Below are 25,154 nucleotides of genomic sequence, written 5' to 3'. Positions count from 1 at the left end.
GTCCGTGTAAGGGCTTCGGCACCTGCCGGGCCATGACAAGCCTTAATCCGCGTGCATTACAACTCAGACCGTTGATGGCCCTGGACCCACCCACGGTGACGATGCTGTCCGGAGCGCTGCTCCAGTCCGTCGAGTTCGCCGGTGTGCCCCTCTCCCGGAGTCTGATTCTGGTCGCCGGCTCCGCCACCATCGTCGTCCTCATCATCCTCTCTGCGTTCTTCTCGTCGTCCGAGATAGCGATGTTCTCGCTGCCGGCCCACCGCGCAGAGGCGCTGGTCGAGGACAACGTGCCCGGCGCGCAGATACTCAAGGAGCTCAAGGCCGACCCCCACCGCCTCCTCGTGACCATCCTCGTCGGCAACAACCTGGTCAACATCGCGATGTCGTCTATCGCCACCGGGCTGCTCGCGCTCTATCTCTCACAGGGCCAGGCCGTCGCCGTCGCCACCTTCGGCATCACCGCTATCGTCCTGCTGTTCGGCGAGAGCGCCCCGAAGAGCTACGCCGTCGAGAACACGGAGTCGTGGGCGCTGACCATCTCGAAGCCGCTGAAGCTGGCCGAGAAGGTCCTGCTCCCGCTCATCCTGCTGTTCGACTATCTGACCCGCCTGGTCAACAAGGTGACCGGCGGCCGCTCGGCCATCGAGACCTCCTATGTCACGCGCGAGGAGATACAGGACATCATCGAGACGGGCGAGCGAGAGGGCGTCTTAGACGAGGAGGAACGCGAGATGCTCCAGCGCACCCTCCGGTTCAACGATACCATCGCCAAGGAGGTGATGACCCCGCGACTGGACATGACCGCCGTCGCGAAAGACGACACCATCGAGGAGGCCCTGGAGACCTGCATCCACAGCGGGCACGCCCGCGTGCCGGTCTACGAGGGGAGCCTGGACAACGTCATCGGCGTGGTCCACATCCGCGACCTCGTGCGGGACCTCAACTACGGCGAGGCCATCCCCGAGGACATGGTGCTAGAGGACCTCATCGAACCGACCCTGCACGTCCCCGAATCCAAGAACGTCGACGACCTGCTGACCGAGATGCGTGCCGAACGGCTCCACATGGTCATCGTCATCGACGAGTTCGGGACCACCGAGGGCCTGGTGACGATGGAGGACCTCACCGAGGAGATCGTCGGCGAGATCCTGGAGGGCGAGGAGGAAGAGCCAATCGACTACATCGGCGACGACACCGTGATGGTCAAAGGCGAGGTCAACATCGAGGAGGTCAACGAGGCTCTGGACCTGGAACTCCCGGAGGGCGAGGAGTTCGAGACCATCGCGGGCTTCATCTTCAACCGCGCCGGCCGCCTCGTCGAGGAAGGGGAGGTCATCACCTACGACGGCGTCGAGATCCGGGTCGAACAGGTCGAGAACACCCGCATCATGAAGGCTCGGGTCGTCCGTCGCGACCCGGGCGCTGGCGAGGACGGCGACGACGGCGACGACGGCGACGCGGAGCAGTCGGATCCCGAGGAAGTCTCGACCGATTGACGTGCACTGCGGGCGCTCTTCGGTGGCGCTGTGACGACAGCAGGGGCTCACGGCTCGCTCGTTCTGTGCCGGCTCTATGACCTAGCGCCCGTACGTGAGCCGCGTCGCGACGTCGTCGACGCGCCCTTTCAGCCCCGAGAGCCAGGCCGCGGGCGAGACGAGTCGGGCCGCCGAGTCGTCGACCTCGATGCGGCGGTCGCCGAACGGGTCCTCGCGCTCGCCGCCGTCCGTTGCGTCGACGACGGTGGTCATGCTGCACCGACCACAGGCTTCGGTGTCTTTGCCCATGCTACTAAGTCCCATTTCTCGGCTCAATGGAATAAAAGTTCCTGCCGACCGCGTTGCCGCGGGGACGGGTCGGGGGCCGGCGGGGCTACCCGACGGCGGGGCTGCAATCGAGCCCCCACGACCCCCGCACACACCGACGTTTTAGGTAGACGGGCGTCCAGAGAGAGGACATGGCGTACCATCACGTCGCCGTCGAGGACCTCGAGCCGACGTCCGACCGGCCGAGCACGCAGCGCCCGGTCAGCGCCGCGGCGGGCCTCGAGAACCTGAGCGCACACGTCTACGAGGTCGACCCCGGCGAGCAGGTACCGCTGGCCTACCACTACCACGACGACCAGGAGGAGCTGTTCTACGTCGTCGAGGGGACACTCAGCGTCGAGACGCCCGAGGGGACCTACAGCGTGGGCGCCGACGAGGCCTTCGCCGTCGAGCCCGAGAGCCCCCAGCGTGCGTTCGTCCCCGCGGACGCGGACGGCCCGGCCCGGGCGTTCGTCGTCGGAGCGCCGGCCGTCGACGACGCCCACGCCTACGACGGGGGGTGAGCGGATGGGCGAGTCGGAGGACGCCGGCCCCGCCGCCGAGGGCCGCGAGGAGGGCGACGAGGCCGTCGACGCGGCCGGGGACCCTGTCCCCGAATGGGACGACGAGTACCTCGACCGGGTGGCCGACCGGCTGAAGTTCAGCTACGACCTCAGGCGTGACTCCACGGCCGGGGGCGAGCGCTTTGACCTGTACGGCCGCCTCCACATCGAGAGTCAAAAGCAGGTGCTCCACCAGTCGCTCAACTGGGCGAACTACCGGACCAACGAGCACCTCTTTGCCCGCCGGGCCCGCGGCGTCTCGGTGGCCGACCTCGAGGCGCTGGTCGACCTGGGCCACGACCTGGCCGACGAGTACATCGAGGCCGACGAGGAACACCGCGAGACGGAGCTGACCTTCGTCCTCGTCGTCCCCTCGATACCGGAGGCGGTGCGCTCGTTCGTCGCCGGGTTCCGCGACCGGACCCTGCTGCGCTACGGCTACTACGGCAGTTACGAGGTGAACCTCGTCGTCGTCGCGCCCGACCGGGAAGCGAGCGTGGCTAGCAGCGAGGCCGACGTCGCCGCGGCGTTCGAACTCTGGCGCGACGGCGAGGCGGAACAGACCGGGCTGCTGGGACGGTTGCGCCGGCTCCTTGGCTGATGGACTGGCGCGCCCTCGCCCTCGCCCTCGCGGGCGCGCTCGTGCTCGCCGGCTGTGGCGGCGCGTCCGACCGCGTCGTCGCCAGCGGGTCGCCGGCGGCCGTCGAGGACGCGGCACTCGCTGCGACCGGGTACGAACGCGTCTCGCGGACGAACCGGACGCTGAACACGACGGTGCGGGCGACGATCAGCGGCGACGTGGAGATGGACGCCCGGCGGTCGGTCACCGCGGGGACGCGCCACCTCGTGGGGTACGTCCAGGCGACGTACGCCGTCGAGTCGCTCGAGCGTCGGTCGACGACGACGGTGACCGTGCTCGGCAACGAGACGACCGCGCGAACGAGCACCGGGCCGGCGACGCTCGACCGGGACCGGGTCCGGCGGCTCCTGGCCGGGGTGACGCACTAAAAAAATCGGGACTCGGGCGCGGCAGTCAGTCGTCGCTCGGTTCGCCGCCGTCTGCGGCCACGGCACCGGGTTGGCCGCGGACGTTCTGGATGTTGTCGTAGCCGATCTTGACCAGCGACAGCGCCAGGCCGACCAGTACCAGCGCCAGGACGATCTGGACGCCGACGGAGATGCGCGCCGCGAGGCCCGCGCTCTCCGCGAAGCCACCCTGGATGAACTGCTGGTAGAGGTTCTGGTACAGCGCGAGATACAGCAGGGCGACGACGGTGATGGTCGTCATCAGCGCCATCGGGACGCCCGTGCTGATGAGCTGCTTGTCGTCATCCCAGTTGGCCAGCCAGACCGTCGCGGTCAGCAGCGCCAGTGCGGCCAGCAGCTGGTTTGCGCCACCGAAGAGCGGCCAGAGGCTCGCCCACGACCCGCTCGCGACGAGCGCGTACGCGATGACACACTGGATGACGGCGTTGGAGTAGCGGTTGACGCCGATCTCCTGGACCGAGCGCATGGCGCTCGAACTCGCGTCGGGCGTGCCGACGATCTCCTCGGCCATGTAGCGCCCGAGCCGCACCGCCGTGTCCGTCGAGGTCAGCAGGAAGCTAACCAGGACCAGCGCCATGAACGGCGCGCCGACGGCCGTCGGGATGCCGAAGCTGGTGAGCATGACCGAGCCACCGGACGCGAAGTTCGGGAGTGCGCGCCCGATTCCCCCGCCGGCCGTGACGCCGGCGATGGCGACGGTTCCCAGCGCGACCGTCGCGAGCAACCCTTCACCGAGCATGCCCCCGTAGCCGATGGTCCGGGCGTCGGACTCCTTGTTGAGCTGTTTGGCCGTGGTGCCCGAGGAGACCAGCGAGTGGAAGCCGCTGATGGTCCCGCAGGCGATGGTCACGAACAGCAGCGGGAACAGCGGCAGGCCCGCAGTCCCCATGAAGCCGTAGTACGCGTCTAGGTTGATGACCAGCGGTTCGGCCGAGGTGCCCAGGATGGTGCCGACGATGACCGCCAGCAGCGCGCCCCCGACCCCCGCGTACAGCAGGAACGACGAGAGGAAGTCACGCGGCTGGAGCAGCGTCCACACCGGGAGCACCGAGGCGATAGCCGCGTACAGCAGGATGACCGGAATCCAGCCCGCGGTGTTCGCCCCGAGCGTGCCCGCGGCCGGGATTATCGAGCTGAGTCCCGACCCGAACAGCACGATGGTGCCGGCGGGGTAGGTGCCCGCCTCCGCGGCCGGGAACAGCGCGATGGGGAACTCGATGCCGACGAAGACCCCCCCGAACACCGCGAGGACGAACGCGGCCGTCCCCGGGATGAACGGGAGGTCGAGCTGGTAGAGGTACACCCCGAACAGCAGCGCGAGCGCGATGTAGACCATGCTGGCCGTCGCGGCCTGCGGGTACGCGTTGAAGACGATGGCGACCACCAGCGCGAACACCGCCACCACCAGGATGATGGTCAGGAACGCGAACCACAGGAGCATCTTCTTGCCGCGTTCGCCGACGTACTCGCCGATGATGTAGCCGATGGACTTCCCCTCGTGCCGGAGACTTCCCGACAGCGAGACGAAGTCGTGGACGCTCCCCATCAGCGGGTTGCCGATGGCGATCCACAGGAGTGCGGGCAGCCACCCCCAGACGACGCCCGCAGTGATGGGGCCCACGATGGGTGCCCCGCCGGCGATGCTGGAGTAGTGGTGTCCCAGCAGCACCGGCTTCTTGGCCGGCACGTACTCTTGCCCGTCCTCGTACTTGTGTGCGGGTGTCTCGTTGCTATCGTCGAGCTCGACGAAGCGTGCCAGATACCGCGAGTAGCCGAGGTATCCGGCCGTGAATGTTATCAGCGTGGCCAACACGAGCCAGATTACTTGTACCATGGTATGTCTCCCCAATGTTGCGTGTGTGCAAAAGGTACTTAATTATTAGTGTTGGTTTAGCCCGAACCTGTCGACAATCCATACAGATAAGTGCAGAATAACATCCTATTTCCTACGTGTATGTTTTTCGGCGCCGACGCTGATATCCACCTCGTCTGCGACTGTGGATAGCAGGTCGCCTTTGACCTCGGAGACGCGCTGCTGGATGGTCGCGACGATCGGCTGGCTGAACTCCCCGCGGATGCGCGCGAGTCGTTCTTGTTCGGTACGGTGACGTTTGCGCAAGTACGTCGCGCCGGTCCCGGACTCCTCTGGGTCCGGTTCCGGGGCGACTTTGTTGACCACCAGGCCGCCGACCTCCAGGCCGGCCTCGGTCAGCTCCGTTATCGCGCGCTGTGACTCCTCGATCGAGAGCTCGTCGGGGTTCAACACGAGGTAGAACGCCGCCTCCTCACGGAGCGTCCGGCCGGCGAACTCGAACAGCTCCTTGCGCTCGGCCAGGCGCTTGATGATGGGGTCGTCCCTGAGTTTCGCGCGCGCTTCCTTGTCGCCGATGGCGGCCTTCTCGAAGAGGTCGACGCTCTCGCGGCGCTTCTCGGCGAGCCGATCGATCCACGACTCCAGGAACTCCGGGAGCGCCAGCAGGCGCAGGGTTCCGCCGGTCGGCGAGGTGTCGAAGACGACGCGGTCGTAGTCGTCGCTGTTTCGCATGACGTCGATGAACCGGTCGAACATCGCCGCCTCGTAGGCGCCCGGCGTCCGGTGGGCCAGCTCTATCTGGCGGTCTATCTCGTTGACGATGGCCGGACTCACCTGGTCGGTCATCTCCGAGCGTATCTCGCGCATGTGGCGTTCGACCTCCTCGTCGGGGTCCAGTTCCATCGCCCAGAGGTGGTCGTACCCATCGACCGGCGCCGGGTCGTCGTCGAACTGCTGGTCGAAGACGTCCGAGGTGCTGTGGGCCGGGTCCGTCGAGACGATGAGCGTGTCGATGCCCTCACGGGCGCACTTCAGCCCGTACGCGCTCGAGACGGTCGTTTTGCCGACGCCACCCTTGCCGCCGAAGAAGACGAACTTGTCCATGTCAGAAGTGATACTGCTGTCCCTTGCGTTCGACCAGCGATTCCCGGTCCCACATCCGTCGCTCCCAGGCGACGAACTCCTCTCCCAGGTACGGCAGGAGCTCGGCCGTGTAGTACGAGACGGGACTGGGGATGCCGAAGGCGTCCGCGAAACACGCGAACATGAACACGTCCGTCGTGTCCTCGGCCTCCTTCTCTATCTTCTCGACCGACGGGTGCTCTATCATCCCGTGGTAGAGCCCGTGGAGCCACTCCTCTAGGACGTCGAGGTACGCGTCGATGCGGTCGGCGAGGTTCATCGTCGGTCAGCACGCACACCCTGTCGAGGTGTGGGACCGCTCGAAGCGCATCTCGTCGCCACACGACGGACACGCCGGCGTCGCCTCGCCCTCGACGTCGACGTCCCTGATCCGTTCCCCGCAGTCGTCACACCAGTAGGCCCCCTTCGAGGCCCCCTCCGTGACGTCGCCGCGGTTGGCCGACTCCGTCGATGCTTCGAGTACCTCCCGCACGGTGCCGAGGATTCCCATGGCTGTGGGTCTGTCCCCGTTTCACATAAACGTTCGTGGACGTTTGCGCCGCCGACACAGAACCGCCGCAGCGCCCTACCGCAGCTCCACCGCGAGGGTGTCGAGCAGTCGCTCGAGCTCGCCGCGTCGCTTCCACCCGGCGAGCCGGTCGGTCACCGACGGCAGCGGGAGTCCCAGACTCACCGAGGACCGCGCGGTCAGGCGCGCGCCGCCGTCGGCACGGTCTCGGGTGAGCGTCGTCTCCATCGCCTCGAAGGGGCCGGCCGCGCCCTCCTGACTGTACCGGTAGCCGTCCTCGAGCGGTTCGAAGGTGAACGTCGCCCCGAGACCGCTCGCCCGTGCGGTCACCGTCGTCCGCCCGTCGTCGTGTTCCGTGGTGTCGACGACGTTGAACGTCCCTTCGGCCTCGATGACGGCCGCGGGCGAGAGTCCCCGGTCGACGGCGACGACGGTGGCCGGGACGGTTCGCGTGACCTCGACGGTGCGCATGGCGCTCACGTGGACCGCCCGGGAGAAAAAACCCGGTCAGTGGAAGAACGGTAGCGCCAGCAACAGTAACACGCCGGCGAGCATGCCCATCCCGTAGACGAGGCGCTTGAACCGCTGCTGACTGGGCACCTCGCGGCGCAGCTCCGGCCGCACCGACCAGCAGTACCGGTGAAACGCGGCGATGCTCACGAGGGTAGCGATAGCCGTCGCGCCGGCCAGTGCCACCGACAGCGACGCACCGAACGACAGCAAGTACGCCGGGAAGAAGACGTAACTCAGGAGGACGCCGGTCGTCGCGACGACGAGGAAAGGGACCGGGTCGACCGCCCGTCCCTGACTGTTCCGCACCTTCATGGCGTCCACTACGTGTTGCTGGAGTAAAAATATCTCTCTCGGACGACGTTCGAACTAAGTCCCTCCCGTCCGCCAGGTCACGTATGGCTTCCGACGGAGACATCCGGGTGTTGCTGGTGCTCGACCTGTTACTGTCGGCCGCGTTCGCGACCGTGGTCCTGTGGGGGCTGTCGCTCGTGGACCTCGCGACGTTCACCCTGCAGTCCGTCGCCGTCGCGACGCTCGCGCTCGCGGCGCTGACCTACCTGGTCGTCCTGCGCTAGAGCAGGGCGTCGACGGCACGGAAGAGTCCAAAGCTCAGGGCGAAGGCGAGCACGAGCGACCCGATCCAGGCCAGCACCGTCTTGCCCATCTTCGCCCCGCTGACCTCGCCGTCGCCCGCGGCCGCGCCGGACCCGATGATGGCCGAGACGATGATCTCGTTGAACGAGACGGGGATACCGAAGAAGACGGCGGTCTGGGCGACGACGAAACTCGGGATGAGCGCCGCGATGGACCGGCGTGGACCGAGCGAGGAGTAGTCCTGTGCGAGCGTCTTTATCATCCGTGGCGCCCCGGTCCAGGACCCGACCAGGAGGCCGATCCCACCGAACAGGAGGACGCCGGTGATCGGCACGCCGGCCATCGGTCCCTCGCCCAGCACGGGCAGCAGGGGCCCGAGCGCGAGCCCCACCTGGCTCCCCCCGGCCGAGAACGCGACGAGGCCGCCAAGCACCAGCAGGAAGTGTCGCTGGCCGGCGGCGGGGTCGATACCAACGTCCCGGTACAGCAACCCCGCCGCGACCGCCGCGACGGCGAGCGTTATCGCGACCATCGTCGGCGTGCCGGCCGTCCCGAGCGCCCGTGTCGCCGCCCGCGCGACGGACGCCTGCTCGTCGCCGGGGGCCAGCAACACGAACTCGACGTTCGCGAGCACCGCCCCGACGAGGCCCGCCAGGCCGGGCACGAGCAGTCGCTCGGGGACCTGCTCGTGGCGTAGCGACCACGCCAGCGCGTACGACATGCCGCTGCCGACGAACGGGACGGCGATCCACAGCGCCGCTATCTGCGTGTACTTCGCGACGGCGGGCTGGCCGCCCATCGCCAGGCCGACGCCGACGACGGCCCCCGTGACGGTAAAGGCCGTCGCGATGGGGTAGCCGGTGAAGATGCCGATGGCGACAAGCACGGCCGCCGTGATCAGCGCCACGATGGAGGCCGCCGCCGAGAGCCCGCCCCCGTCGGGGAAGAGGACGAGGCCGCTTCCGACCGTCTCGGTGACGTTCGCGCCCTGCAACACCGCACCGGCCAGCCCCAGGATGCCGACGAAAAAGCCCGCGCGCATGACGGATATCGCGTTGGCGCCGACCGCCGGCGCGAACGGCGTCGACCCCGAGGACCCCGCGCCGATGGCCCAGGCCATGAACAGACTCGCCATCGACGCCACCACAAGCGTCACCAGTACACTCGTCGCTACCATCTGTTCCGGCGCTTTCTGCTCGCGAGCAATGAGGGTACCGCTCCGCGTCCGCTATCTCCAGTCGAAGCGAAGGGGATTGTGATGGAGTACCACGCTCCCGCCGGCGGGCCCGCTTCGGCCGCCCGCTCAGTTCGTCTTGGCGTCGGTCTCGTCACCGGGTTCTGTCGCCTCCACGCCCTCCGCGGCTTCGACCGCGTCGGTGGCCTTCTCCGTGTCGACGTGCCAGCGGTCGACCGACTGCTCGAAGTCCGCCAGCGTGTTCGAGACGCGCATCTTCAGGTCGTCGTCGTTGACGTTGACCTCGAAGACGTACTCGGGCCGGTCGTCGCCGTTGATGCGCCGGAGGTTCGCACTGACCAGCTCGTTGTCGAAGTAGTAGGGCGCGATCTGGGTCATCACGTTCTTGTAGACGACGTCCTCGACCTTGCGAAGCGCCTTCCGGCCGGCCGAGTCGGCCGCGCGGGTGACGTAGTCGACCGACTCGCCCCACTTGTCCATCGCCTCGCTCGGTTCGTCCAGGTTCTCGTATGACTCGCTCAGCTTCTCGCCGGCGGTCTGTAGGTCCTCGTCGGGGTCCTTGCCCGCCTGCTCGCCCTTGCCCTCGTTGACGCTTGCTTGCTCTGCGGTCTTTTTGTTGACGTCCTCGTCGAGCCGTTCGTGGCTCTTGGGCCGCCACTCGTCGAACTCGGTGAGCGCGTCGCTGTCGATGTCGGCGTCGACGTCCCCGTCGGCGAGCACATCCTTCAGTGCCTCCGTGATGCGCTCGCCGTGTTCGACGACGTCGACCCAGCCGCCTTGCGTCTTGAACCCCGAGACGCTCTCTTCGATGTCAGCCATCGTAGAATCGTGAACCCCTGGGCAGTCGCCGCGTCGCTCCGTTGTGACCGTCCATCTTACCGCCCCCCTTTGGCTTGGGGTCGAATAACTGTTCCGCCCGGCGGGCCAGGTCGTATTTGCGTCTTGAGACACAACACGGACGCGATACCTGCCGCACTGTTCGTCGTCAGCGAGCACGGGTACTGGGGCGAGGAGTGCATCGGGCCACTGACAACGCTCACGGAGGCGGGCGTCGACGTCACCGTCGCGGCGCCGACCGGGTCGCCGCCGGTGCCGGACGAGCGGTCGTGGCGGCCTACAGCGGCACGAGACGCGCGCGACTCGCGGGCATCTTCGCCCTGCTGTTCGTGGGTAACTTCCCGACGGTCTACGACATCAGCGGCCTGCTGGGGCTGGGCGGCGGCGAGATGACCCTGGCGATGGACCTGGTCCTGTTCGCGGCACTGGTCGGGAAGAACCGACAGGCGGGGCGCGCGCTGGACGACCAGCCGTCTTCGCCCGAGTCGGACTGAGAGAACGACTTAACACCGTGCCGGTCGACAGCCGGGCTATGTCACTCGAACAGCGCGGTGAGGCCTCGCTCGTCACCCACGCGCTCGCCAAGGACGAACTGTCCCGCATCCGCGACGTGGGGACCGAACAGGTGTCCTTTCGCAAGGGACTGGTCCGCCTGGGTCGCATCTGTGGCTACGAGATAATCGATGGACGAATGGAGACCGAGTACGTCGAGATCGAGACGCCACTGACCACGACGATGGGCGAGCGGGTCGTGGGCCTCGACGACGTGGTCATCGTCAACGTCCTCCGGGCGGCCACGCCGTTCGTCGAGGGGCTCCTGAAGGCGTTCCCGCGCGCCCGGCAGGGCGTCATCTCTGCGAGCCGTGACGAGTCGGCCGGGATGAACGAGGACGGCCAGTTCCCCATCGCCGTCGACTACGTGAAGATGCCCGAGATCACCCCCGAAGATACGGTCATCGTCGCCGACCCGATGCTCGCGACGGGGTCGACGATGTGCACGGTCTTAGAGGAGATCACCGAGAACGCGCCGACGCCCGAACACCTCATCGTCCTCTCGGCGGTGGCCGCGCCGCCGGGCATCGTCCGCCTCACCGAGGCGTTCCCGGACGTCGACCTGCTGACCGTGGCCATCGACGACGAACTCGACAAGGACGGCTTCATCGTCCCCGGCCTGGGCGACGCGGGCGACCGGGCCTTCCGGACCGGCTGACCCGCGAGCCGACACCCTTTTGCGTGGGATGGGCCAACAGGCAGGCACTCGGCGACTCACCTCGCCTGTTCGTCAGGCGTCGAACCCCTTTCTTTCGATTGGAAATTCGATAGCTTGCGGCCGGTTAACATCTCCACCCGAACTCGCGTCAGACGCACGCATGACGGGTCAGGCGCCGGACAGCCGTCACACTTGTCAACAGTTGTCGAAGGGCGTCAGTCGACGTCGATGTCTGCCCGCCCGCTAGTCGCGCTCCGGATGCGGTCGCGAAGGGCCGCGCCCTCGGCGACCGGTACCCGCACGTCGAAGGTCACGTCGGCCTCGTAGGCGGCCTCGAACTCAACGCCGGCCGATTCGAGCAGTCCCCGGACGCTCCCCGAATCGTCGTACTCGACGGTGACGCCGAACGTCTCGTGGGGCACCTCCTCGACGACGCCGGCCGCGTCGACACCGTCCCTGACGGCCCTCGAGTACGCGCGGGCCAGTCCGCCCACCCCGAGGTTGGTCCCGCCGTAGTACCGGGTGACGACGGCGACGACGTTCTCCACCTCGCGCTGCTGGAGGACGTTCAGTGCGGGCTTGCCGGCGCTCCCCGAGGGTTCTGCGTCGTCGCTCGCGTACTCTCGGAAGGGGTCGGCGCGGACGCGGTAGGCGGGGACGTTGTGCGTCGCGTCGCCGTACTCCTCGCGGACCGACTCGACGAACGCCTCGGCCGCCTCGACGGTGGCCGCGGGCGCGACGTGACCGATGAACGCCGACCCCCGCACCTCGAAACGGGCCTCGCCGCGGCCCGCGACGGTCCGGTACGTGTCTGTCACGCCCGCCGGTAGCGCCGGGGGACCGATAGCCCTTGCCGTTCGAACGCCGCGCCGGCCCGGGTCGGGTGAGCCGACAGCCGGACCCCGGTTGCTCGGTGTGATCGGCAGGAAGAGACGACACAGCCGAGACCCGGATACCAGCAGTGAGCGGTGAGCGTCACTCACCCATCGTCGTGGTGTCGGTCGGCGGCGAATCCGAGGCCGGTGCCAGCGTCGGTTCCATCGCCGCCGAGGCGTCGTTCGGCTCGAGGTGGAGCTCGAGGCGTTCACTCGTGACCGCGTAGACGGTCATCGCCGTCCCTTTCGAGGAGTACCAGGTTCCGGCGTCGGTGACGAGACCCGCGTCCGAGAGGTTCGTGAGGTGATAGTGGGCGTTCTGCAGGGAGGTCTCGACGCGGGTCGCGACGTCGGATGCGGTCCCGGGCCGTTCGGCCACCGCTGCGAGGATGGCCCGGGCCTTCTCCGACGTGAGTGTCTCGAGGACTGCTGCCGTCTCGTCGTCTCCGAAGGCGAACGTCGACACTGACTCCGGTGTGTGTTCGACAGCGGGGCGAAGCGGGAATGGTGTTGACATGATATCACGCCCGGTGGCGGTCACGTGCCGCCGGGTACGAGCCGATTGTTCTGTTTGTTCGGCTCGTACTGAACAAACAATCCAAACAATTTAATACTTACGGTCTGTTGTATGAATCCGATGGACGAGACCCAACCGTACTGCCCGACGCCGCCGATCCGCTACCGATGACGGGCGACGAGACGGCGGTCGTCACGGAGGACGTGATCGAATCGATCGAACGGTCGGCCGAAGTCTACGGCCTCAGCCGGAGCGCCGGACGCGTCTACGGCGTGCTCTACTTTGCCGACGGCCCCCTTTCGATCCCCGAACTCGTCGAGGAGACGGGCTACGCGAAGTCCACGATCAGCACCGTCACCCGCAAACTCACGCGTATCGGGATGATCCACCGGCGGTCGTCCCAGGGCGGCGGTCGCCGCGTCCGCTTCGCTCCGGAGCCGGACCTCTGGTTCGTCGTCCAGGACGTCTTCAGACAGTACGTCGACCGGGAGATGGAACTGACACAGCGGACGTTCGAGCGAGCGCTCGACGACCTCGCGGACCTCGAGGAGGACCGGAGCGACCGACGCCGCGAGCAGATCGCAGACCTCGCGGAGACCTACGAGCAGTTCCAGACGCTTCTCACGATGGCGATGAACCACTCCCCGGAGGACCTCATCACTGCGATCGAGCAGTCGGATCTCGACTAGCGATCTGTCGCCGGGCCGCTACCACGAGACCGTGTACGTACACGTCTCCCCACCCGTCCGCCGGCACTCGTCGCCGCGCTCCTCGACGAAGACGAACGACTCGACGGGCGCGTTCTGCCGCGCGACCGACCGTATCAACCCCCGGTCGAACGGACAGGGATACGGGTTCCTGCACGTCACCCTGGCGGTTCGCTCGTCCACCGATTCGAAGCGGTAGTAGCCGATTTCGTCGCTCCCCCTGTGGTTCAGCTGATACGCCTCGTCGATAGCCGCCAGCCCCTCCTCGACGCTCGAGACGTCCGACGGCCACTCGGCGACGTCGGGGATCTGTTCACCGAGGCGATCCAGTATGTGTGGCTCCGTCTCCTCGGCGAGGGTCCCGAAGGTGTTCAGCCACGCTTGCTGGGGATACCACTCCTCTGTCGACGGGTTCTCGACCCCGTTTTCGGCCAGCGCCTCGCGCGCCAGCTCCTGGTACTCCACCGAGAACCGAGCCAGTGCGTCCTCGATTACGGTCCGTATCGTCTGCCCGTGAACCTCGACAGCCGGATCGATCGCCTCGTAGTCGGCCATTGGAGGACGTATCCGCCGACTCGCTAAAAATCCCCGACCTCCTTCGAGCGACGACAGTCCTACTTCCGCCCGCCCCACGCACGCTTGTCCAGCAGTCGAACGGTCATCCCGTCACGGACCCGGAGCTGACAGGAGAGACGTGGGTAGCCAAAGCGATCCGCCAGGTCGTCGTGCCAGTGGTCGGGTGCGGGGGCGTCGCCCAGTCGCACGCCACAGGTCGCACAGAGACCACGGCCGCCGCAGTTCACCCGGCGGGCGTAGCGGCCGTGTGGCGACAGATCCGCCTCCAGGAGCACGTCACGCAGGACCGCGCCCGCCTCGGCGGTCAGTTCGTGGGTCTCGCCGTCGGGCGTGTGGACGGTGAGAGCGGCCATTGGGTCAGGCCAGTTCGATGGTCCGCACGAACGACAGCGCGCGGATCTCGTTGATGAGGTCGCCGGGCAGCTCCTCGTCTGTGATGACGTACAGCACCGCCTCGTCGGTGAACTCCGGGTCCTCGGTGAGGACCTGCCGGATACTGATCCCGTGGTCGGCGATTGCGCTGGTGACGGTGGCGACGATGCCCGCCTCCTCGGCTTCCCGGACGTGGACGGTGATGGCGGTCAAATCGAGGACGGGGGCGAGGTCCAGCAGACTCGGCACGGCGGAGATGTTCCGGAAGATGCGCCGCAGTTCGTCGTCCTCGAGGATGGCGTCTGTCGTGGCGTTGACGACGCGCCGGTCGACGCCGGCCTCGCGGGCGATGCCGGTGTTTGGGATCTCGATGCCCCCAGAGACCACCCGCCCCTCGTCGTTGACCGAGAACCCCCGCTCCAGCAGGAGACGGATGACGTCCTGCTGGCCCGGCGAGTCCTCGAACTTCTGCATGATCTCGTCGAACATGCCCGGAGCCACGGGGCCCGGGGGTAATATTGCACCGCTCGTGGCGGGTCCCGGAGGCGGTCAACCGACCGAGCACGCCAGCAGTCCGCGAGCCACGGCCCTACCTGTTTGCCTGCCCCTGGAGCAAGTCACCGCTATGGCCCACCCCCTGGTGAACGTCGGCGGCATGGTCGGGACGTCGGGCTCGCCGGCATCCTCGTGTTCGGTTCCCGCCACGGCCGGGACTCCCCGGTGGCGGCACTTCTGGGCCTCGGCGACGGGACCGTCGCGGTCGCCGCGAGTGTCCTCCTGCTGGCCGTCGGCGTCGGCCTCGTCGACCGCTTCTGGGAGCGCGACGAGAGCCCCGACTGACTACAGCTCGCCTTTCGTGCTCGCGACGTCCGACCGGCGCTCGTCGATGCGCGTAGCGTCGTCTAACGCCCGTGCCAGGCTCTTGAACAGCGCCTCGACCTCGTGGTGGGCGTTCTCGCCCTCGACGCCACAGTGCAGGGTGAGGCCGGCGTTCGTCGAAAGCGAGCGACAGAAGTGCTTTGCCATGTGGCTGGTCATCCCGCCGACCTCGGCCTGGGAGAACTCCCCGTCGAACGAGAAGTACGGCCGGCCCGAGACGTCGACGACGACGCTGGCGACGGCCTCGTCCAGCGGGACCTTGCGGTCGGCGAAGCGCTGGATACCGCGCTTCTCGCCCAGCGCCTCGTCGAAGGCCTGGCCGACGGTGATGGCCACGTCCTCGACGGTGTGGTGGGCGTCTATCTCCAGGTCGCCGTCGCAGTCGACGGTGAGGTCGAACAGGCCGTGTGTCGCAAACGACGTCAGCATGTGATCGAAGAAGCCCACGCCGGTGTCGACGGTGCTGTCGCCGTCACCGTCGACGTCGAGCGTCACGTCGATGTCCGTCTCGGCCGTCTCGCGCGTCACGGCCGCCGTGCGGTCGGTCATACCCGACACGTCACGGCCCGCGTATTTGGGGATTGCGCCCGCTAGCGGATGAGTTGGTCGGTATCCCGACGCCGGTAGAGCTTCCGAAAGCCCCCGGTCGCGGTGGTCGGTCACCGGGCGACACGCCAGGGGAGGTTCCGTCCTGACTGTTCACGCCCCGCACCCGAACCGGCCTGCGGCGTCTGCCGGCCGTCAGCCGACCGTCTGCCCGGGGTTCTTCACCGCGTTCGTGGTAGTCTCTCACGTGACGTCCCGGGCCGAAGCCGTCGGCGGCTCGTTGTTGCTTGCGGGCTTTCTCTTCGCCACGGACACGGAGACGGGCTTCCTGGGCGCGCTTCTGGTCGGCGGTGGCACCTACACCCTGTTACTGCCGCGCCTCGTGCGCTCGTCCGGGCGGTCGTCGGGCAGGTAGTCGGCGGCCTCACGTCTCGCTCGCCCGACCGGCGAGCAGGTCGGTGGCGACGACGAGGCCGAGCAACAGCCCGGCCGGGACGACGAGCAGCTGCATGGCGAAGGCGACGCCCGCGTCGCCGATGACGAAGCCCATCACCGCCGGGGCGACGGCGATACCCATCGCGGAGGTGACGGCCGCCATCGCGTTGACCGGGGCGCTGTGCTCGGGGACCGCCTCGGTCCCGTAGGCCAGCAGCGTCGGGTAGAGCCCCGACACCGTCAGCCCCACCGCGAAGAAGCCGACCAGGAGCCACAGCCCCTCGGCGAGGAAGAAGGTGTACGCGAGCGCCGGAATCAGGACGGCGGCGAGCCCGACGCTCAGACGGACGTACCCGAAGCGTTCGGAGAGCTGGCCCGAGACGAGGCGGCCGGGGACGTACGCGGCGAGCATGACGCTCAGCGACGCCGTCGAGAGCGGGCCGGCGAGCCGCCCCTCGGCGAAGGTCGTCAGCCAGGTGAACAGGCCACCCTCGACGGCCGTCGAGAGGAAGACGGCCAGCGCCATCGCCACCACCTCCGGGCGGCGGCCGATGCGGCGCAGCTCCGCAACGTCGAGCGGGGCGTCCCCGCCGTTCTCCTCGGGTGCCGGGAGCCACCAGACGAGCGCCGCGACGGGGACGAAGGCCACCGCCAGCGCGAAGTACGCCAGGCGCCAGTTCCCCAGCGAGACGGCCACGGCGACGAGCACCGGCCCCGCCGTCGCGCCGACGGCCCACATCATGTCGTAGTAGCCGAAGATCCGCCCGCGGGCCTCGGGGTAGAGGTGGCTCAACAGCGGCCGGTCGGTGCCGCGCGCGACGCCGGTCAGCATCCCCCGACCCAGGAGCGCTGCCAGGAAGAGGCCGAACGACGGGGCCAGTCCCATCAGGAAGACGCCGACGCCGGTACCGACCACGCCCAGGAAGAGCAGTCTCCGGGTCCGGAACCGGCCGGCGACGGCGCCGACGAGCACCACCACGACCAGGAAGCCGAGGGTGCCCGCCGGCGCGACCAGTCCGAGTTGCCAGTCCGTCACGGGGAAGGTCCGGCGCAGTTCCGGGACCACGGCCCCGCGCATCTGGAGGCCAGCGCCCTCGAGGACGATGTACGCGAAGACGGCCGCGGTCCACCAGCGGCGGTTGCCCCGCCCGGCGCCTGTCTCCGTCCGAGCGGGCTCGCTGTCGGTGGTCGTCTCGGCCATACACGAGCCTGCAGGTACTGGTGGAAAAATATTTTGTATATAGTTGTACAACCGTCTTCCATGACTGCCCAGGCGCTCCGGGACCACCTGACGACGTTCGGCCTCTCCGAGAAGGAGGTCGCCGCCTACCTCGCCGTGTTGCGGGCGGGTGCGGCGACGACGAAGGACGTCTCGCGGGCCGCGGACGTCTCGCAGGGCTACGTCTACGAGATCGCCGGGTCGCTGTCCGAGCGTGGCCTCGTGACCATCGACGAGACGGCGAGTCCGACCGTCCTGCGTGCTCGTCCACCCGAGGAGGCCGTCGGGTCGCTGTCGGCCCGCCTCGAGGAGCTTGGCGACCGCATCGAGACGCTGTACGACGAGACGCCCGACCCGGAGACGGCCGTGGAGGTGCTCCACTCGCGCGCGACGGTCCGCAAGCGTGCCCGGAGCGCGCTCGCCGACGCCACCGACGAGGCGTTCCTCATCCTTCCGTTCCCGGAGTTCGAGCAGCTGTCCGACGCGCTGTCGGCCGCCCGCGAACGCGGCGTCTTCGTCTACCTGCTCGCCGTCTCGCCGCTGGACGACGTCGCCGTCGACTGGGGCCGGTACGCCGACGTGGTCCGGACGTGGGACATGCCCGGGCCGGTCCACGTCATCACCGACGGGACCCGGGGGCTGATGGGGGCACACAGCGTCCTCTCGGGCCGGCACGGCGCCGAGTACGCGCTCGGGTTCGCCCAGCCCGACATCGGCGAGGCGTTCTACGGCAACGCGGTGAGCAACTTCTGGCCGATGGCGACCACGCGGTACGTCGCCGACCCCGACCCGCTGCCGGCGTCGTACGACCACTTCCGGACCGCCGTGACCAACGCGGCGCTCCACCGGGCCGCGGGGCGGGACCTGCTGGCCGACGTCACCCTCCGTGACGTCGACACCGGCGCGGAGACCACGTACGAGCGCGTCCCGGTCGTCGGCGTCAGCCAGAACCTCGTCGGCGAGGCGACCAACGACTTCCCCATCGAGAACGGGATGACCTTCGCGACGCCCGACGGCCGGCTCGCGGCCGGCAGCGGCGACGGGGGTATCGTGCCGTTCTACGAGGGCTACGCCGCCGAGTCGGTGACGCTGTACGACGGGGCGTAGTCGCTTTCCTCGGCGCTGTCGAATCTCGCTGTGACCGACAAAAAACCGCCGCTGGCTGTACGGATATCAATCTGACTGAACCGGTCGGTAAACGTACGAGACCGTGGCGGAGGTCACCCGTAGTGCGACTCGAGGTACTCGACGATGTCGTCGCTCTCGTACATGGTCACGCCGCGATCGGTATCGACTAGGTAGGGAATCTGGTCGGCGCCGCCGGCTTCCAGTTCGCCGTACGTGACCTCGTTGGTCACGTTGCCGCCTTCGTCACCGGGAAGGCGGGGATTGTGGACGACGTACGAAACGCCGAGCTCGGAGAGCGTTTGACGAACTTTCCCACAGTGCGGACAGCCCTCTGACTGGTACAGTTCTAACATTCCACCAGCGTATCTGCTCCGACTGCAAAAAAAGACGGCTACAATTCGCAGCGCGTGAGAATTTATCGTCCCGCCGGCGCCGACCGGCAGGCCACGACGCCGTCGGAGGTGATCCGGAGGTGGTAGTCGTCGTACGAGAACTGGACCTGGACCGCCTCGTCGGCGTCCCTGTCGAACGTCCCGGTGACGAGCCGTGAGAGGGCGTCCGAGTCGACGGCGTCGTACAGCGGCGGGAACTCGCGCACCTCACGGTCCGCCTGCTCGGCAAGTGCCCGGACGACCACACTCCCGACGTCCATCTCGGGTGTCCAGGAGTAGGTCCCCAGCACGCGCCACTCCTCGCCCGCGCCGTCGGCCGCGACTGCGTCGCTCGATGTCGTCACCTCGCGAATCGTGGCCGCGAGGGTCTCGAGGGCCGGGCCGGCCTCTGAGGTCCCCTTCCGGAGGTACCGCGCGACGCGCTCGACCGGGAGCGCCTCGCGCTTGCTCCCCGAGTAGAGGATGGTCCGCAGGTCTGGATAGGTCTCCGTGGCGACCGTCACGAACGAGCTGCCGTCCTCGGTCAGGAGGCCGTCGCTGACGAGACAGTCGACGGACGTCGACGCCAGCGCCGCGAGGCCCTCCTCCGCGGACCCGGCCGCGACCGGTGTGATGCCGGCTTCGGTCTCGAAGAAATCGGTGTACAGCTCCAGCTCCAGTGGTTCGTCGTCGACGAACAGCACCGTCGTTGGCCCTCCCTGTTGCATACGGGCGGTTCGATAGTCGGCGGGATAACTCTATGTATTACTTCACGAACCCCGTCATATTGGCCGCTCTAGGGGCCGCTATCGCGCGCTTTCGACAGCTTCGTTCGCGGCCTCGAGCGTGAACGCCCCCTCGTAGAGCGCGCTGCCGACGACCACTGCGGCGGCCCCGGTGTCCGCGAGCGCCAGGACGTCGTCGACGGTGGCCACGCCCCCGCTGGCGATCACCGGGACCTCGACTGCCTCGACGACCCGCCTGACCGGGTCGGTCCGGACCCCCTCGAGCTGGCCCTCCACGTCGACGTCGGTAAAGAGGATGCCGCCGGCGCCGAGGTCAGCGTACCGCGCGGCGGCCTCGGCGGGGTCCAGGCCGGTCCCCTCCGTCCACCCCGAGACGACGACTTCGCCGGCTTTCGCGTCGAGACTCACCAGGACGCTCCCGGGGTGGTCGGCGCTGATGTCGGCGACGATGTCGGGGTTCTCGACGGCCGCCGTCCCGAGGATGACCCGGTCGACGCCGCGGTCCAGCAGCGAGACGGCGTCCGCGACGGTGCGGATGCCGCCGCCCAGTTGCACGTCGACGTCGGCCCCGACGGCGTCGATGACGGCGTCTATCGCCGCGGCGTTCCGTCGCTCGCCCGCGAACGCGCCGTCGAGGTCCACCAGGTGCAGCGTCCGCGCGCCCGCCTGGACCCACCGGCGCGCCGCCTCGACGGGGTCGCCGTACGTCTTCCCGGTGCCACGCTCGCCACCGACCAGCTGGACGACCTGCCCGTCCTGCATGTCGACGGCGGGGACCACCTCGAACTCGGGGAACATGCGCCACCGTCGGGCCGGACGCGTCGAAAGCGTGTCGGTCTCGCGTCCCGGCGCGCCCATCGCCTTTCAATGCCGTGGTCCACGTCGGCCCGGTCAGTCCGCACTCGGGCACTTTCACTTTCACCTTCCTGTTAACGAGCCTTTATCACCCCGGACGCACAAGCCACGTCCATGTCCGCAAGCGAGGACCTCGAAGACCTGCCGGGCGTCGGTCCGGCGACAGCAGAGAAGCTCAAAGAAAACGGGTTCGACTCCTACCAGGGGATCGCAGTCGCCTCGCCCGGCGAGCTGTCGAACACGGCCGACATCGGCGAGTCGTCGGCCGCCGACATCATCAACGCCGCCCGCGAGGCAGCCGACATCGGCGGCTTCGAGACGGGGTCGACCGTGCTCGAGCGCCGCGAACAGATCGGCAAGCTCTCCTGGGGCATCGACGAGGTGGACGACCTGCTCGGCGGCGGCGTCGAGACCCAGTCTATCACCGAGGTGTACGGCGAGTTCGGGGCCGGCAAGTCCCAGGTGACCCACCAGCTCGCGGTCAACGTCCAGATTCCGGCCGAACACGGCGGCCTCGAGGGCAGCGCCATCTTCATCGACTCCGAGGACACGTTCCGCCCCGAACGCATCGAGCAGATGGTCCGCGGCCTCGACGACGAGGTCATGGAGGACACGATGGTCCTCCACGGCGTCGCCGAGGACGGCGAGGCCGACGCCACCGACGACGGACTCTTCGACGACCTCGTCCAGTCGATGCTCGACAAGATCCACGTCGCGAAGGCGTTCAACTCCAACCACCAGATACTGCTTGCCGAGAAGTCCCAGGAGATCGCCAGCGGGACCCAGGACGACGAGTTCCCGGTGCGCCTGCTCGCGGTGGACTCGCTGACCGCCCACTTCCGCGCCGAGTATGTCGGCCGGGGCGAACTGGCCGACCGCCAGCAAAAGCTCAACAAGCACCTCCACGACCTGATGCGCGTGGGCGACCTGAACAACACCGCCGTCGTCGTCACGAACCAGGTCGCCTCGAACCCCGACTCGTTCTTCGGGGACCCGACCCAGCCCATCGGCGGCAACATCCTGGGTCACACCTCCACGTTCCGGATGTACCTCCGCAAGTCCAAGGGCAACAAGCGCATCGTCAAGCTCGTCGACGCGCCCAACCTCCCCGACGGCGAGGCCGTCATGCGCGTCGAGGAAGGCGGCCTGATGGACGAGTAGGCCCCCTCACCGACACGGGTCACTTTTGGTCTCTGACTCCTAACGGTGTCCAAGTGAGCGACCGACCGACCGACAGGATTCGCCTCGCCGAGGCGGCGTTCGACGAACTCCCCGACCAGGTCGCCGTCCTCGATACCGACGGGGTCATCCGCCTGACGAATCACACGTGGGACTCCTTCGGCTTCGAGAACGGCATCGAGGGCGACGTCGACATGGTCGGGCAGAACTACCTGACGGTCTGTCACGACTCGCTGGGCGATCGGTCGCAGACGATCGCCGACGGTATCGAGTCGGTCATCGCCGGTGAGACCGACGAGTTCTCTCTGGAGTACCCGTGTCACACGTCAGAGGCACAACGCTGGTTCACCGTGCGCGTGACCCCGTTCGAACTGGCCGGCGAGTCGCTGGTCCTCGTCGTCCACACAGACGTCACCGAGCGCCACCTGGCCGAACAGAGCGTCAGCGAGCGAAACGACCAGCTGGAACAGGTCGCCGGGATTCTCAGTCACGACCTCCGGAACCCGCTGTCGGTGGCGCTGGCCCACGCCGAGATGGTCGTGGACGGCGAGGCCCCCGAGGAGGACCACGACACCCAGATTCTCGAGTCCCTCCAGCGGATGAACGCCATCATCGACGACGCGCTCTTGCTCGCGCGGGGCACGGAGGTCACGGACGTCGACGAGGTGGACCTCGCATCGACCGCCCGGGACGCCTGGGACCAGGTCTCGACCGCCGGCGCGTCGCTCTCGGTGGCCGGCACCGCCCCAGTCCGGGCGGACGCCAGCCTCCTGGCCCAGCTGTTCGAGAACCTCTTTCGCAACGCCGTCGAACACGGCGCGGTGGGCGACGGCGACCTGACGGTGACCGTCGAACCGCTCGAGGACGGGTTCGTGGTCGCAGACGACGGGCAGGGCATCCCCGAGGAGAAGCTCGAGCAGGTTTTCGAACCGGGCTACTCGACCAACAGGGACGACGGCGGCACCGGCCTCGGCCTGCCCATCGTCGAGCGCATCGCCGACGCACACGGGTGGGCCGTCGAGGCGTCGGCGGCACCGGACGGCGGCGCGATGTTCGTCGTCACCGGCGTGACCCTGGCCGAGTAGCCGCGCGCATCGGCCGGCGCACCTGTCCCACGCGCCCGTTGGCCGGGCGACTTCCGTCGGACCCCCCGGTTGGAGTCCACCGGCCCGCCGTCCGGCGTCTGTCGGCCGTCTGACGCACCGGAGTGAAAGTGGTCTGGGTGGTACCGAACCGCAAGACGGGGCGGCATCTCCTCGCGAAACGAAGGGGTTCCGAGCGAGCACTCCGTCACGGTGTGCCGAACGTCGTTCCATCGCGGCCCCGTCTGCTCGTCGCCAGATCCTTGCACGTCCGGCACGACCTGCCGGGTCGCCCCCGGCGTCCCGTCGCCCGTCTAGTCGCCGGCGGATTTCATGCCGGTCCCCTCGAGGTCCGCGCCGCCCACCGACGAGCGGAGGGCGTCCATGCCGTCGTCGCGGTCGACGCCGAAGTTGTCGGCATATAGGTCCTGGACGCGCTGGTACTCCTCGTCGCTGAGCGGCGGCCTGTCGCTGGCCGCCGCCCACTCGTCGATGTCGTCGGTCGTCCGGAACGTCGGCGTCACGGAGGCCATCTCGTCGTGGTACAGCAGCCACTGGATGGCGGCCTGGCCCAGCGTGCGCTCGCCGTCGCGTTCGAGGAATCGGATCGACTCCACCTTCTCCCACCCGGTCTCGTACCACTCGGTCGGCCGGTGAGCGCGGTGGTCGCCCTTGCCCAGCTCGGTGTCGGGGGTGACCTGCTCGTTCAGCAGGCCCGAGGAGTGGGGCACGCGAGCGACGAGCGAGGTGTCGGCGTCCTGTTCGCGGATGGTGTCGAGGAAGTGCTGGCCGGGGGTCTGTTCGAAGAGGTTGAAGACGGTCTGGATCACGTCGAACTCCTCTGCGACGGCGGCGTCGCCCTCGGCCAGCCAGCCGATAGACGGCCCGAGCGCCCAGCCGACGGCGTCGACTTTCCCGGCATCGCGCAGGTCGTCGAGCGTCGCCAGGACGTCCGCGTCGACCTCGTCGACGTTGGCGTTGTGGAGCATCAGGAGGTCGACGTGATCCATCTCCAGGCGGGAGAGCGAGCGGTCCAGTGCCGTCTCTATCCAGTCGGGGGTGACCTTCTTGGGGAGCTCGCCGTGGCCCGCCTGGGGGTTGTTGTAGAAGTCGTACCCCACTTTCGTCGAGACGGTGACCTCCTCGCGGCGGTCGGAAAGCGCCTCGCCGATGATCTCCTCGCTGTCGCCGTGGCCGTAGACGTCGCCGGTGTCGAAGAAGGTCACGCCCTGTTCGAGCGCGTGTTCGACCATCTCGACAGCGTCCTCGCGCGTGCGGTCGCCCCACCAGTCGGTGCCGACGACCCAGGCCCCGAAGCCGACTTCCGAGACCTCGATACCGGAGTCCCCGAGTGTGCGGTAATTCATGTGACCCAGTTACGGCGCTGCGCACTTAGCCATCTTGGTTCTTCGGCCAGTCGATAGAGCGCACGGCGTGGCGCAGCCTCGGCGTCGCGACGGACTCAAGAACTTCGACGGACCCGTACTCGCGGCGGACCCACCAGCCGAGTGCGGCGACGCCGACCGCGAGCAGCGGGAGGGCGACGAGGCCGCCCTCCGGACCGAACGAGCCGCCGGTCACCAGTGGGAGGCGGGTGGTCTCGGTGCCGATGAGCGCCGCGCCCGTCGAGATGCCGCTGACCGGGAAGTCATAGAGGCCGAGGGTGTAGTTCCAGGCGACGTGGAACCCCGTGGCGATCCCCAGACGGCCGGTGAGGACGTAGCAGGCCCCCAGCAGGACGCCGTAGAGCGTGATGTTGGTGACGCTGAGCAGCGACGCGCTGGGGTTGGTCGCGTGCAGGATGCCAAAGAGGGCGCCTGTCAGCACCGTCGCAGCGACGGTCGACCGCCACTTCCCGAAGGGCCCAGAGAACCCCTCGGCGGCGTTGGTCAGCAGGTAGCCCCGGACGAGCACCTCCTCGGTGGTGGCCTGGACGAGGAAGAACACGGCCAGCAGGGCCAGGCGGGTCAGGGCCCCGGTCGTGCCGAACCCGATGGGGCCACCCGGACTGGTCACGAGCACGTCGGTGATCGTCACCAGGCCGGCCGCGAGCTCGACGACCAGGACGACCGTCGGGAGCGCGACGCCAAGCGCGAGGCCGAAGGCGGCGTCGCGCCACCACTGGCGGTCGAGCTGCAGGCCGAAGTCCTCGAGGTGGCGCCGGTCGAGCAGGTAGCCCACGCCCAGGCCACTGCCAAGCGCGGCCACCCAGACCCAGGTCGTCCGGGCGGCGTTGCGCAGGACGGCCCCGATGCCGGTCCCGCTCCCCGCCGGGAGCACCGCGCCGGCGAGGCCGGCGAAGACGATGGTCAGGAACCCGGCGACGAAGACCCAGATGGTCACGCGCCACGGCGAGCGCAGCCGCCGCTCGGCCGGGTTGACCATGTACCCCCGAATCTCCATGATGAAATCCGACCTGACCATAGCGGGGACTCACCCGGC

Annotated in this window: 33 protein-coding genes and 1 pseudogene; 13 read left to right on the top strand and 21 right to left on the bottom strand. The window is 68.2% G+C overall.

The window, feature by feature from the left end:
• The first annotated feature begins 74 nt into the window (after positions 1-74).
• Positions 75-1,496, top strand: a complete 1,422-nt coding sequence (locus P1K88_RS01685) for a hemolysin family protein (RefSeq protein ID WP_276412046.1) — start codon at positions 75-77, stop codon at positions 1,494-1,496.
• A gap of 81 nt (positions 1,497-1,577) precedes the next feature.
• On the opposite strand, the gene P1K88_RS01680 is transcribed toward P1K88_RS01685, so the two are convergent.
• Positions 1,578-1,784: a DUF8007 family protein gene (locus P1K88_RS01680; protein ID WP_276412044.1), complete on the bottom strand. Its 207-nt coding sequence runs from the start codon at positions 1,782-1,784 to the stop codon at positions 1,578-1,580.
• A gap of 170 nt (positions 1,785-1,954) precedes the next feature.
• On the opposite strand from P1K88_RS01680, the gene P1K88_RS01675 reads away from it, so the two are divergent.
• From P1K88_RS01675 to P1K88_RS01665, 3 genes are read left to right on the top strand one after another with little or no spacing between them, the layout of a single operon-like run.
• Positions 1,955-2,326 (top strand): cupin domain-containing protein, encoded by a 372-nt coding sequence (locus P1K88_RS01675; RefSeq protein ID WP_276412043.1) that lies wholly within the window; start codon positions 1,955-1,957, stop codon positions 2,324-2,326.
• Positions 2,327-2,330: 4 nt separating this feature from the next.
• Entirely contained in the window at positions 2,331-2,966 is a 636-nt protein-coding gene (locus tag P1K88_RS01670; RefSeq protein WP_276412042.1) for a DUF8052 family protein, read from the top strand.
• Positions 2,966-3,373: a DUF6517 family protein gene (locus P1K88_RS01665; protein WP_276412040.1), complete on the top strand. Its 408-nt coding sequence runs from the start codon at positions 2,966-2,968 to the stop codon at positions 3,371-3,373. Before P1K88_RS01670 ends, P1K88_RS01665 begins: the two co-directional genes overlap by 1 nt.
• Before the next feature lie 25 nt (positions 3,374-3,398).
• Here the strand turns inward: P1K88_RS01665 and P1K88_RS01660 are convergent, their stop codons facing one another.
• From P1K88_RS01660 to P1K88_RS01635, 6 genes are all read right to left on the bottom strand, one after another.
• A complete protein-coding gene (locus P1K88_RS01660; protein WP_276412038.1) occupies positions 3,399-5,246 on the bottom strand; it encodes a carbon starvation CstA family protein in 1,848 nt (615 codons plus the stop codon).
• A 105-nt stretch (positions 5,247-5,351) separates the two neighbouring features.
• Positions 5,352-6,329 (bottom strand): ArsA family ATPase, encoded by a 978-nt coding sequence (locus tag P1K88_RS01655; protein WP_276412036.1) that lies wholly within the window; start codon positions 6,327-6,329, stop codon positions 5,352-5,354.
• A 1-nt stretch (position 6,330) separates the two neighbouring features.
• Complete coding sequence (locus tag P1K88_RS01650; RefSeq protein WP_276412035.1) at positions 6,331-6,627, bottom strand: DUF7990 family protein; 297 nt, start codon at positions 6,625-6,627, stop codon at positions 6,331-6,333.
• Between the two features lie 6 nt (positions 6,628-6,633).
• Positions 6,634-6,858, bottom strand: coding sequence for a hypothetical protein (locus P1K88_RS01645; RefSeq protein ID WP_276412034.1), 225 nt, complete (start codon positions 6,856-6,858; stop codon positions 6,634-6,636).
• A 75-nt stretch (positions 6,859-6,933) separates the two neighbouring features.
• The gene (locus P1K88_RS01640; RefSeq protein ID WP_276412033.1) at positions 6,934-7,347 is read right to left on the bottom strand and encodes an SRPBCC family protein; all 414 of its coding nucleotides are present in this window, start codon (positions 7,345-7,347) and stop codon (positions 6,934-6,936) included.
• A 36-nt stretch (positions 7,348-7,383) separates the two neighbouring features.
• Entirely contained in the window at positions 7,384-7,701 is a 318-nt protein-coding gene (locus tag P1K88_RS01635; RefSeq protein ID WP_276412031.1) for a hypothetical protein, read from the bottom strand.
• Between the two features lie 83 nt (positions 7,702-7,784).
• Here P1K88_RS01635 and P1K88_RS01630 point away from each other — a divergent pair, with 83 nt between their 5' ends.
• Complete coding sequence (locus P1K88_RS01630; protein WP_276412029.1) at positions 7,785-7,964, top strand: DUF8107 family protein; 180 nt, start codon at positions 7,785-7,787, stop codon at positions 7,962-7,964.
• Here P1K88_RS01630 and P1K88_RS01625 read toward each other — a convergent pair.
• Both P1K88_RS01625 and P1K88_RS01620 read right to left on the bottom strand, forming a co-directional pair.
• Positions 7,961-9,160 (bottom strand): inorganic phosphate transporter, encoded by a 1,200-nt coding sequence (locus P1K88_RS01625; RefSeq protein WP_276412027.1) that lies wholly within the window; start codon positions 9,158-9,160, stop codon positions 7,961-7,963. The two genes, P1K88_RS01630 and P1K88_RS01625, sit on opposite strands and share 4 nt — an antisense overlap.
• A 126-nt stretch (positions 9,161-9,286) precedes the next feature.
• Positions 9,287-9,997: a DUF5828 family protein gene (locus P1K88_RS01620; protein ID WP_276412025.1), complete on the bottom strand. Its 711-nt coding sequence runs from the start codon at positions 9,995-9,997 to the stop codon at positions 9,287-9,289.
• Positions 9,998-10,141: 144 nt separating this feature from the next.
• Between P1K88_RS01620 and P1K88_RS01615 the strand changes: the two are divergent.
• The 3 genes and pseudogenes from P1K88_RS01615 to upp form a co-directional block, all read left to right on the top strand.
• Positions 10,142-10,294 (top strand): annotated as a pseudogene (locus tag P1K88_RS01615) (type 1 glutamine amidotransferase domain-containing protein); the annotation flags it as partial.
• Positions 10,285-10,509: a hypothetical protein gene (locus P1K88_RS01610; RefSeq protein WP_276414171.1), complete on the top strand. Its 225-nt coding sequence runs from the start codon at positions 10,285-10,287 to the stop codon at positions 10,507-10,509. The pseudogene P1K88_RS01615 and the gene P1K88_RS01610, both read left to right, overlap by 10 nt.
• 38 nt (positions 10,510-10,547) lie before the next feature.
• On the top strand, positions 10,548-11,225 hold the full coding sequence (gene upp / locus P1K88_RS01605) for a uracil phosphoribosyltransferase (RefSeq protein ID WP_276412023.1): 678 nt from the start codon (positions 10,548-10,550) through the stop codon (positions 11,223-11,225).
• A gap of 215 nt (positions 11,226-11,440) precedes the next feature.
• Here upp and P1K88_RS01600 read toward each other — a convergent pair whose 3' ends face one another.
• Positions 11,441-12,043, bottom strand: a complete 603-nt coding sequence (locus P1K88_RS01600; RefSeq protein ID WP_276412021.1) for an IMPACT family protein — start codon at positions 12,041-12,043, stop codon at positions 11,441-11,443.
• Positions 12,044-12,200: 157 nt separating this feature from the next.
• Positions 12,201-12,617 carry an ArsR/SmtB family transcription factor gene (locus P1K88_RS01595; protein WP_276412019.1) on the bottom strand — a complete coding sequence of 139 codons (417 nt, stop codon included), beginning with the start codon at positions 12,615-12,617 and terminating at the stop codon, positions 12,201-12,203.
• 167 nt (positions 12,618-12,784) lie between these two features.
• Between P1K88_RS01595 and P1K88_RS01590 the strand changes: the two genes are divergently transcribed.
• Complete coding sequence (locus P1K88_RS01590) at positions 12,785-13,306, top strand: GbsR/MarR family transcriptional regulator (RefSeq protein WP_276412018.1); 522 nt, start codon at positions 12,785-12,787, stop codon at positions 13,304-13,306.
• Between the two features lie 18 nt (positions 13,307-13,324).
• On the opposite strand, the gene P1K88_RS01585 is transcribed toward P1K88_RS01590, so the two are convergent.
• The 4 genes from P1K88_RS01585 to hisB all read right to left on the bottom strand — a co-directional run bounded on the left by P1K88_RS01585 (position 13,325) and on the right by hisB (position 15,700).
• Positions 13,325-13,879 (bottom strand): hypothetical protein, encoded by a 555-nt coding sequence (locus P1K88_RS01585; RefSeq protein ID WP_276412016.1) that lies wholly within the window; start codon positions 13,877-13,879, stop codon positions 13,325-13,327.
• Positions 13,880-13,938: 59 nt separating this feature from the next.
• Complete coding sequence (locus tag P1K88_RS01580; RefSeq protein ID WP_276412014.1) at positions 13,939-14,253, bottom strand: 2Fe-2S iron-sulfur cluster-binding protein; 315 nt, start codon at positions 14,251-14,253, stop codon at positions 13,939-13,941.
• A 4-nt stretch (positions 14,254-14,257) separates the two neighbouring features.
• Positions 14,258-14,761 (bottom strand): TrpY family transcription regulator, encoded by a 504-nt coding sequence (locus P1K88_RS01575; protein WP_276412013.1) that lies wholly within the window; start codon positions 14,759-14,761, stop codon positions 14,258-14,260.
• A 351-nt stretch (positions 14,762-15,112) separates the two neighbouring features.
• Complete coding sequence (gene hisB / locus P1K88_RS01570) at positions 15,113-15,700, bottom strand: imidazoleglycerol-phosphate dehydratase HisB (RefSeq protein WP_276412011.1); 588 nt, start codon at positions 15,698-15,700, stop codon at positions 15,113-15,115.
• A 244-nt stretch (positions 15,701-15,944) separates the two neighbouring features.
• Here hisB and P1K88_RS01565 point away from each other — a divergent pair, with 244 nt between their 5' ends.
• Positions 15,945-16,112 carry a hypothetical protein gene (locus P1K88_RS01565; protein ID WP_276412010.1) on the top strand — a complete coding sequence of 56 codons (168 nt, stop codon included), beginning with the start codon at positions 15,945-15,947 and terminating at the stop codon, positions 16,110-16,112.
• 9 nt (positions 16,113-16,121) lie between these two features.
• Here the strand turns inward: P1K88_RS01565 and P1K88_RS01560 are convergent, their stop codons facing one another.
• Positions 16,122-17,333, bottom strand: a complete 1,212-nt coding sequence (locus tag P1K88_RS01560; RefSeq protein WP_276412008.1) for an MFS transporter — start codon at positions 17,331-17,333, stop codon at positions 16,122-16,124.
• Positions 17,334-17,393: 60 nt separating this feature from the next.
• Between P1K88_RS01560 and P1K88_RS01555 the strand changes: the two genes are divergently transcribed.
• A complete protein-coding gene (locus tag P1K88_RS01555; RefSeq protein ID WP_276412006.1) occupies positions 17,394-18,458 on the top strand; it encodes a TrmB family transcriptional regulator in 1,065 nt (354 codons plus the stop codon).
• 113 nt (positions 18,459-18,571) lie between these two features.
• On the opposite strand, the gene P1K88_RS01550 is transcribed toward P1K88_RS01555, so the two are convergent.
• The 3 genes from P1K88_RS01550 to hisA all read right to left on the bottom strand — a co-directional run bounded on the left by P1K88_RS01550 (position 18,572) and on the right by hisA (position 20,394).
• On the bottom strand, positions 18,572-18,832 hold the full coding sequence (locus tag P1K88_RS01550) for a glutathione S-transferase N-terminal domain-containing protein (RefSeq protein WP_276412004.1): 261 nt from the start codon (positions 18,830-18,832) through the stop codon (positions 18,572-18,574).
• A 62-nt stretch (positions 18,833-18,894) separates the two neighbouring features.
• Positions 18,895-19,578, bottom strand: a complete 684-nt coding sequence (locus tag P1K88_RS01545; RefSeq protein ID WP_276412002.1) for a HalOD1 output domain-containing protein — start codon at positions 19,576-19,578, stop codon at positions 18,895-18,897.
• A gap of 78 nt (positions 19,579-19,656) precedes the next feature.
• Complete coding sequence (gene hisA / locus P1K88_RS01540) at positions 19,657-20,394, bottom strand: 1-(5-phosphoribosyl)-5-[(5-phosphoribosylamino)methylideneamino]imidazole-4-carboxamide isomerase (RefSeq protein ID WP_276412000.1); 738 nt, start codon at positions 20,392-20,394, stop codon at positions 19,657-19,659.
• 171 nt (positions 20,395-20,565) lie between these two features.
• On the opposite strand from hisA, the gene radA reads away from it, so the two are divergent.
• Together radA and P1K88_RS01530 are read left to right on the top strand one after the other, a co-directional pair.
• Positions 20,566-21,612 (top strand): DNA repair and recombination protein RadA, encoded by a 1,047-nt coding sequence (radA, locus tag P1K88_RS01535; protein WP_276411998.1) that lies wholly within the window; start codon positions 20,566-20,568, stop codon positions 21,610-21,612.
• 53 nt (positions 21,613-21,665) lie between these two features.
• Positions 21,666-22,715, top strand: coding sequence for a PAS domain-containing sensor histidine kinase (locus tag P1K88_RS01530; protein ID WP_276411997.1), 1,050 nt, complete (start codon positions 21,666-21,668; stop codon positions 22,713-22,715).
• Between the two features lie 311 nt (positions 22,716-23,026).
• On the opposite strand, the gene P1K88_RS01525 is transcribed toward P1K88_RS01530, so the two are convergent.
• Together P1K88_RS01525 and P1K88_RS01520 are read right to left on the bottom strand one after the other, a co-directional pair.
• Positions 23,027-24,079, bottom strand: a complete 1,053-nt coding sequence (locus P1K88_RS01525; protein WP_276411995.1) for an aldo/keto reductase — start codon at positions 24,077-24,079, stop codon at positions 23,027-23,029.
• 25 nt (positions 24,080-24,104) lie between these two features.
• Positions 24,105-25,136 carry a CPBP family intramembrane glutamic endopeptidase gene (locus tag P1K88_RS01520; RefSeq protein WP_276411993.1) on the bottom strand — a complete coding sequence of 344 codons (1,032 nt, stop codon included), beginning with the start codon at positions 25,134-25,136 and terminating at the stop codon, positions 24,105-24,107.
• Positions 25,137-25,154: the final 18 nt, after the last annotated feature.

The sequence above is a fragment of the Haloarcula halobia genome (genome assembly GCF_029338255.1).
Classification (GTDB): domain Archaea; phylum Halobacteriota; class Halobacteria; order Halobacteriales; family Haloarculaceae; genus Haloarcula; species Haloarcula halobia.
Note: the sequence above shows the minus strand (reverse complement) of the source record. Positions and strands in the feature narration are given on the sequence as shown.

Excerpts from the sequence above, each read along its gene's own strand:
- hisA (WP_276412000.1), bottom strand. The coding sequence starts at position 20,394 with ATGTTCCCCGAGTTCGAGGTGGTCCCCGCCGTCGACATGCAGGACGGG.
- P1K88_RS01545 (WP_276412002.1), bottom strand. The coding sequence starts at position 19,578 with ATGCAACAGGGAGGGCCAACGACGGTGCTGTTCGTCGACGACGAACCA.
- P1K88_RS01675 (WP_276412043.1), top strand. The coding sequence starts at position 1,955 with ATGGCGTACCATCACGTCGCCGTCGAGGACCTCGAGCCGACGTCCGAC.
- P1K88_RS01630 (WP_276412029.1), top strand. The coding sequence starts at position 7,785 with ATGGCTTCCGACGGAGACATCCGGGTGTTGCTGGTGCTCGACCTGTTA.
- P1K88_RS01680 (WP_276412044.1), bottom strand. The coding sequence starts at position 1,784 with ATGGGCAAAGACACCGAAGCCTGTGGTCGGTGCAGCATGACCACCGTC.
- P1K88_RS01595 (WP_276412019.1), bottom strand. The coding sequence starts at position 12,617 with ATGTCAACACCATTCCCGCTTCGCCCCGCTGTCGAACACACACCGGAG.
- P1K88_RS01590 (WP_276412018.1), top strand. The coding sequence starts at position 12,785 with ATGACGGGCGACGAGACGGCGGTCGTCACGGAGGACGTGATCGAATCG.
- P1K88_RS01660 (WP_276412038.1), bottom strand. The coding sequence starts at position 5,246 with ATGGTACAAGTAATCTGGCTCGTGTTGGCCACGCTGATAACATTCACG.
- P1K88_RS01655 (WP_276412036.1), bottom strand. The coding sequence starts at position 6,329 with ATGGACAAGTTCGTCTTCTTCGGCGGCAAGGGTGGCGTCGGCAAAACG.
- upp (WP_276412023.1), top strand. The coding sequence starts at position 10,548 with ATGTCACTCGAACAGCGCGGTGAGGCCTCGCTCGTCACCCACGCGCTC.
- P1K88_RS01620 (WP_276412025.1), bottom strand. The coding sequence starts at position 9,997 with ATGGCTGACATCGAAGAGAGCGTCTCGGGGTTCAAGACGCAAGGCGGC.
- P1K88_RS01650 (WP_276412035.1), bottom strand. The coding sequence starts at position 6,627 with ATGAACCTCGCCGACCGCATCGACGCGTACCTCGACGTCCTAGAGGAG.
- P1K88_RS01640 (WP_276412033.1), bottom strand. The coding sequence starts at position 7,347 with ATGCGCACCGTCGAGGTCACGCGAACCGTCCCGGCCACCGTCGTCGCC.
- P1K88_RS01635 (WP_276412031.1), bottom strand. The coding sequence starts at position 7,701 with ATGAAGGTGCGGAACAGTCAGGGACGGGCGGTCGACCCGGTCCCTTTC.
- P1K88_RS01525 (WP_276411995.1), bottom strand. The coding sequence starts at position 24,079 with ATGAATTACCGCACACTCGGGGACTCCGGTATCGAGGTCTCGGAAGTC.
- P1K88_RS01575 (WP_276412013.1), bottom strand. The coding sequence starts at position 14,761 with ATGTTCGACGAGATCATGCAGAAGTTCGAGGACTCGCCGGGCCAGCAG.
- P1K88_RS01625 (WP_276412027.1), bottom strand. The coding sequence starts at position 9,160 with ATGGTAGCGACGAGTGTACTGGTGACGCTTGTGGTGGCGTCGATGGCG.
- P1K88_RS01665 (WP_276412040.1), top strand. The coding sequence starts at position 2,966 with ATGGACTGGCGCGCCCTCGCCCTCGCCCTCGCGGGCGCGCTCGTGCTC.
- P1K88_RS01580 (WP_276412014.1), bottom strand. The coding sequence starts at position 14,253 with ATGGCCGCTCTCACCGTCCACACGCCCGACGGCGAGACCCACGAACTG.
- P1K88_RS01670 (WP_276412042.1), top strand. The coding sequence starts at position 2,331 with ATGGGCGAGTCGGAGGACGCCGGCCCCGCCGCCGAGGGCCGCGAGGAG.
- P1K88_RS01555 (WP_276412006.1), top strand. The coding sequence starts at position 17,394 with ATGACTGCCCAGGCGCTCCGGGACCACCTGACGACGTTCGGCCTCTCC.
- P1K88_RS01550 (WP_276412004.1), bottom strand. The coding sequence starts at position 18,832 with ATGTTAGAACTGTACCAGTCAGAGGGCTGTCCGCACTGTGGGAAAGTT.
- radA (WP_276411998.1), top strand. The coding sequence starts at position 20,566 with ATGTCCGCAAGCGAGGACCTCGAAGACCTGCCGGGCGTCGGTCCGGCG.
- hisB (WP_276412011.1), bottom strand. The coding sequence starts at position 15,700 with ATGACCGACCGCACGGCGGCCGTGACGCGCGAGACGGCCGAGACGGAC.
- P1K88_RS01585 (WP_276412016.1), bottom strand. The coding sequence starts at position 13,879 with ATGGCCGACTACGAGGCGATCGATCCGGCTGTCGAGGTTCACGGGCAG.
- P1K88_RS01520 (WP_276411993.1), bottom strand. The coding sequence starts at position 25,136 with ATGGTCAGGTCGGATTTCATCATGGAGATTCGGGGGTACATGGTCAAC.
- P1K88_RS01560 (WP_276412008.1), bottom strand. The coding sequence starts at position 17,333 with ATGGCCGAGACGACCACCGACAGCGAGCCCGCTCGGACGGAGACAGGC.
- P1K88_RS01645 (WP_276412034.1), bottom strand. The coding sequence starts at position 6,858 with ATGGGAATCCTCGGCACCGTGCGGGAGGTACTCGAAGCATCGACGGAG.
- P1K88_RS01685 (WP_276412046.1), top strand. The coding sequence starts at position 75 with ATGGCCCTGGACCCACCCACGGTGACGATGCTGTCCGGAGCGCTGCTC.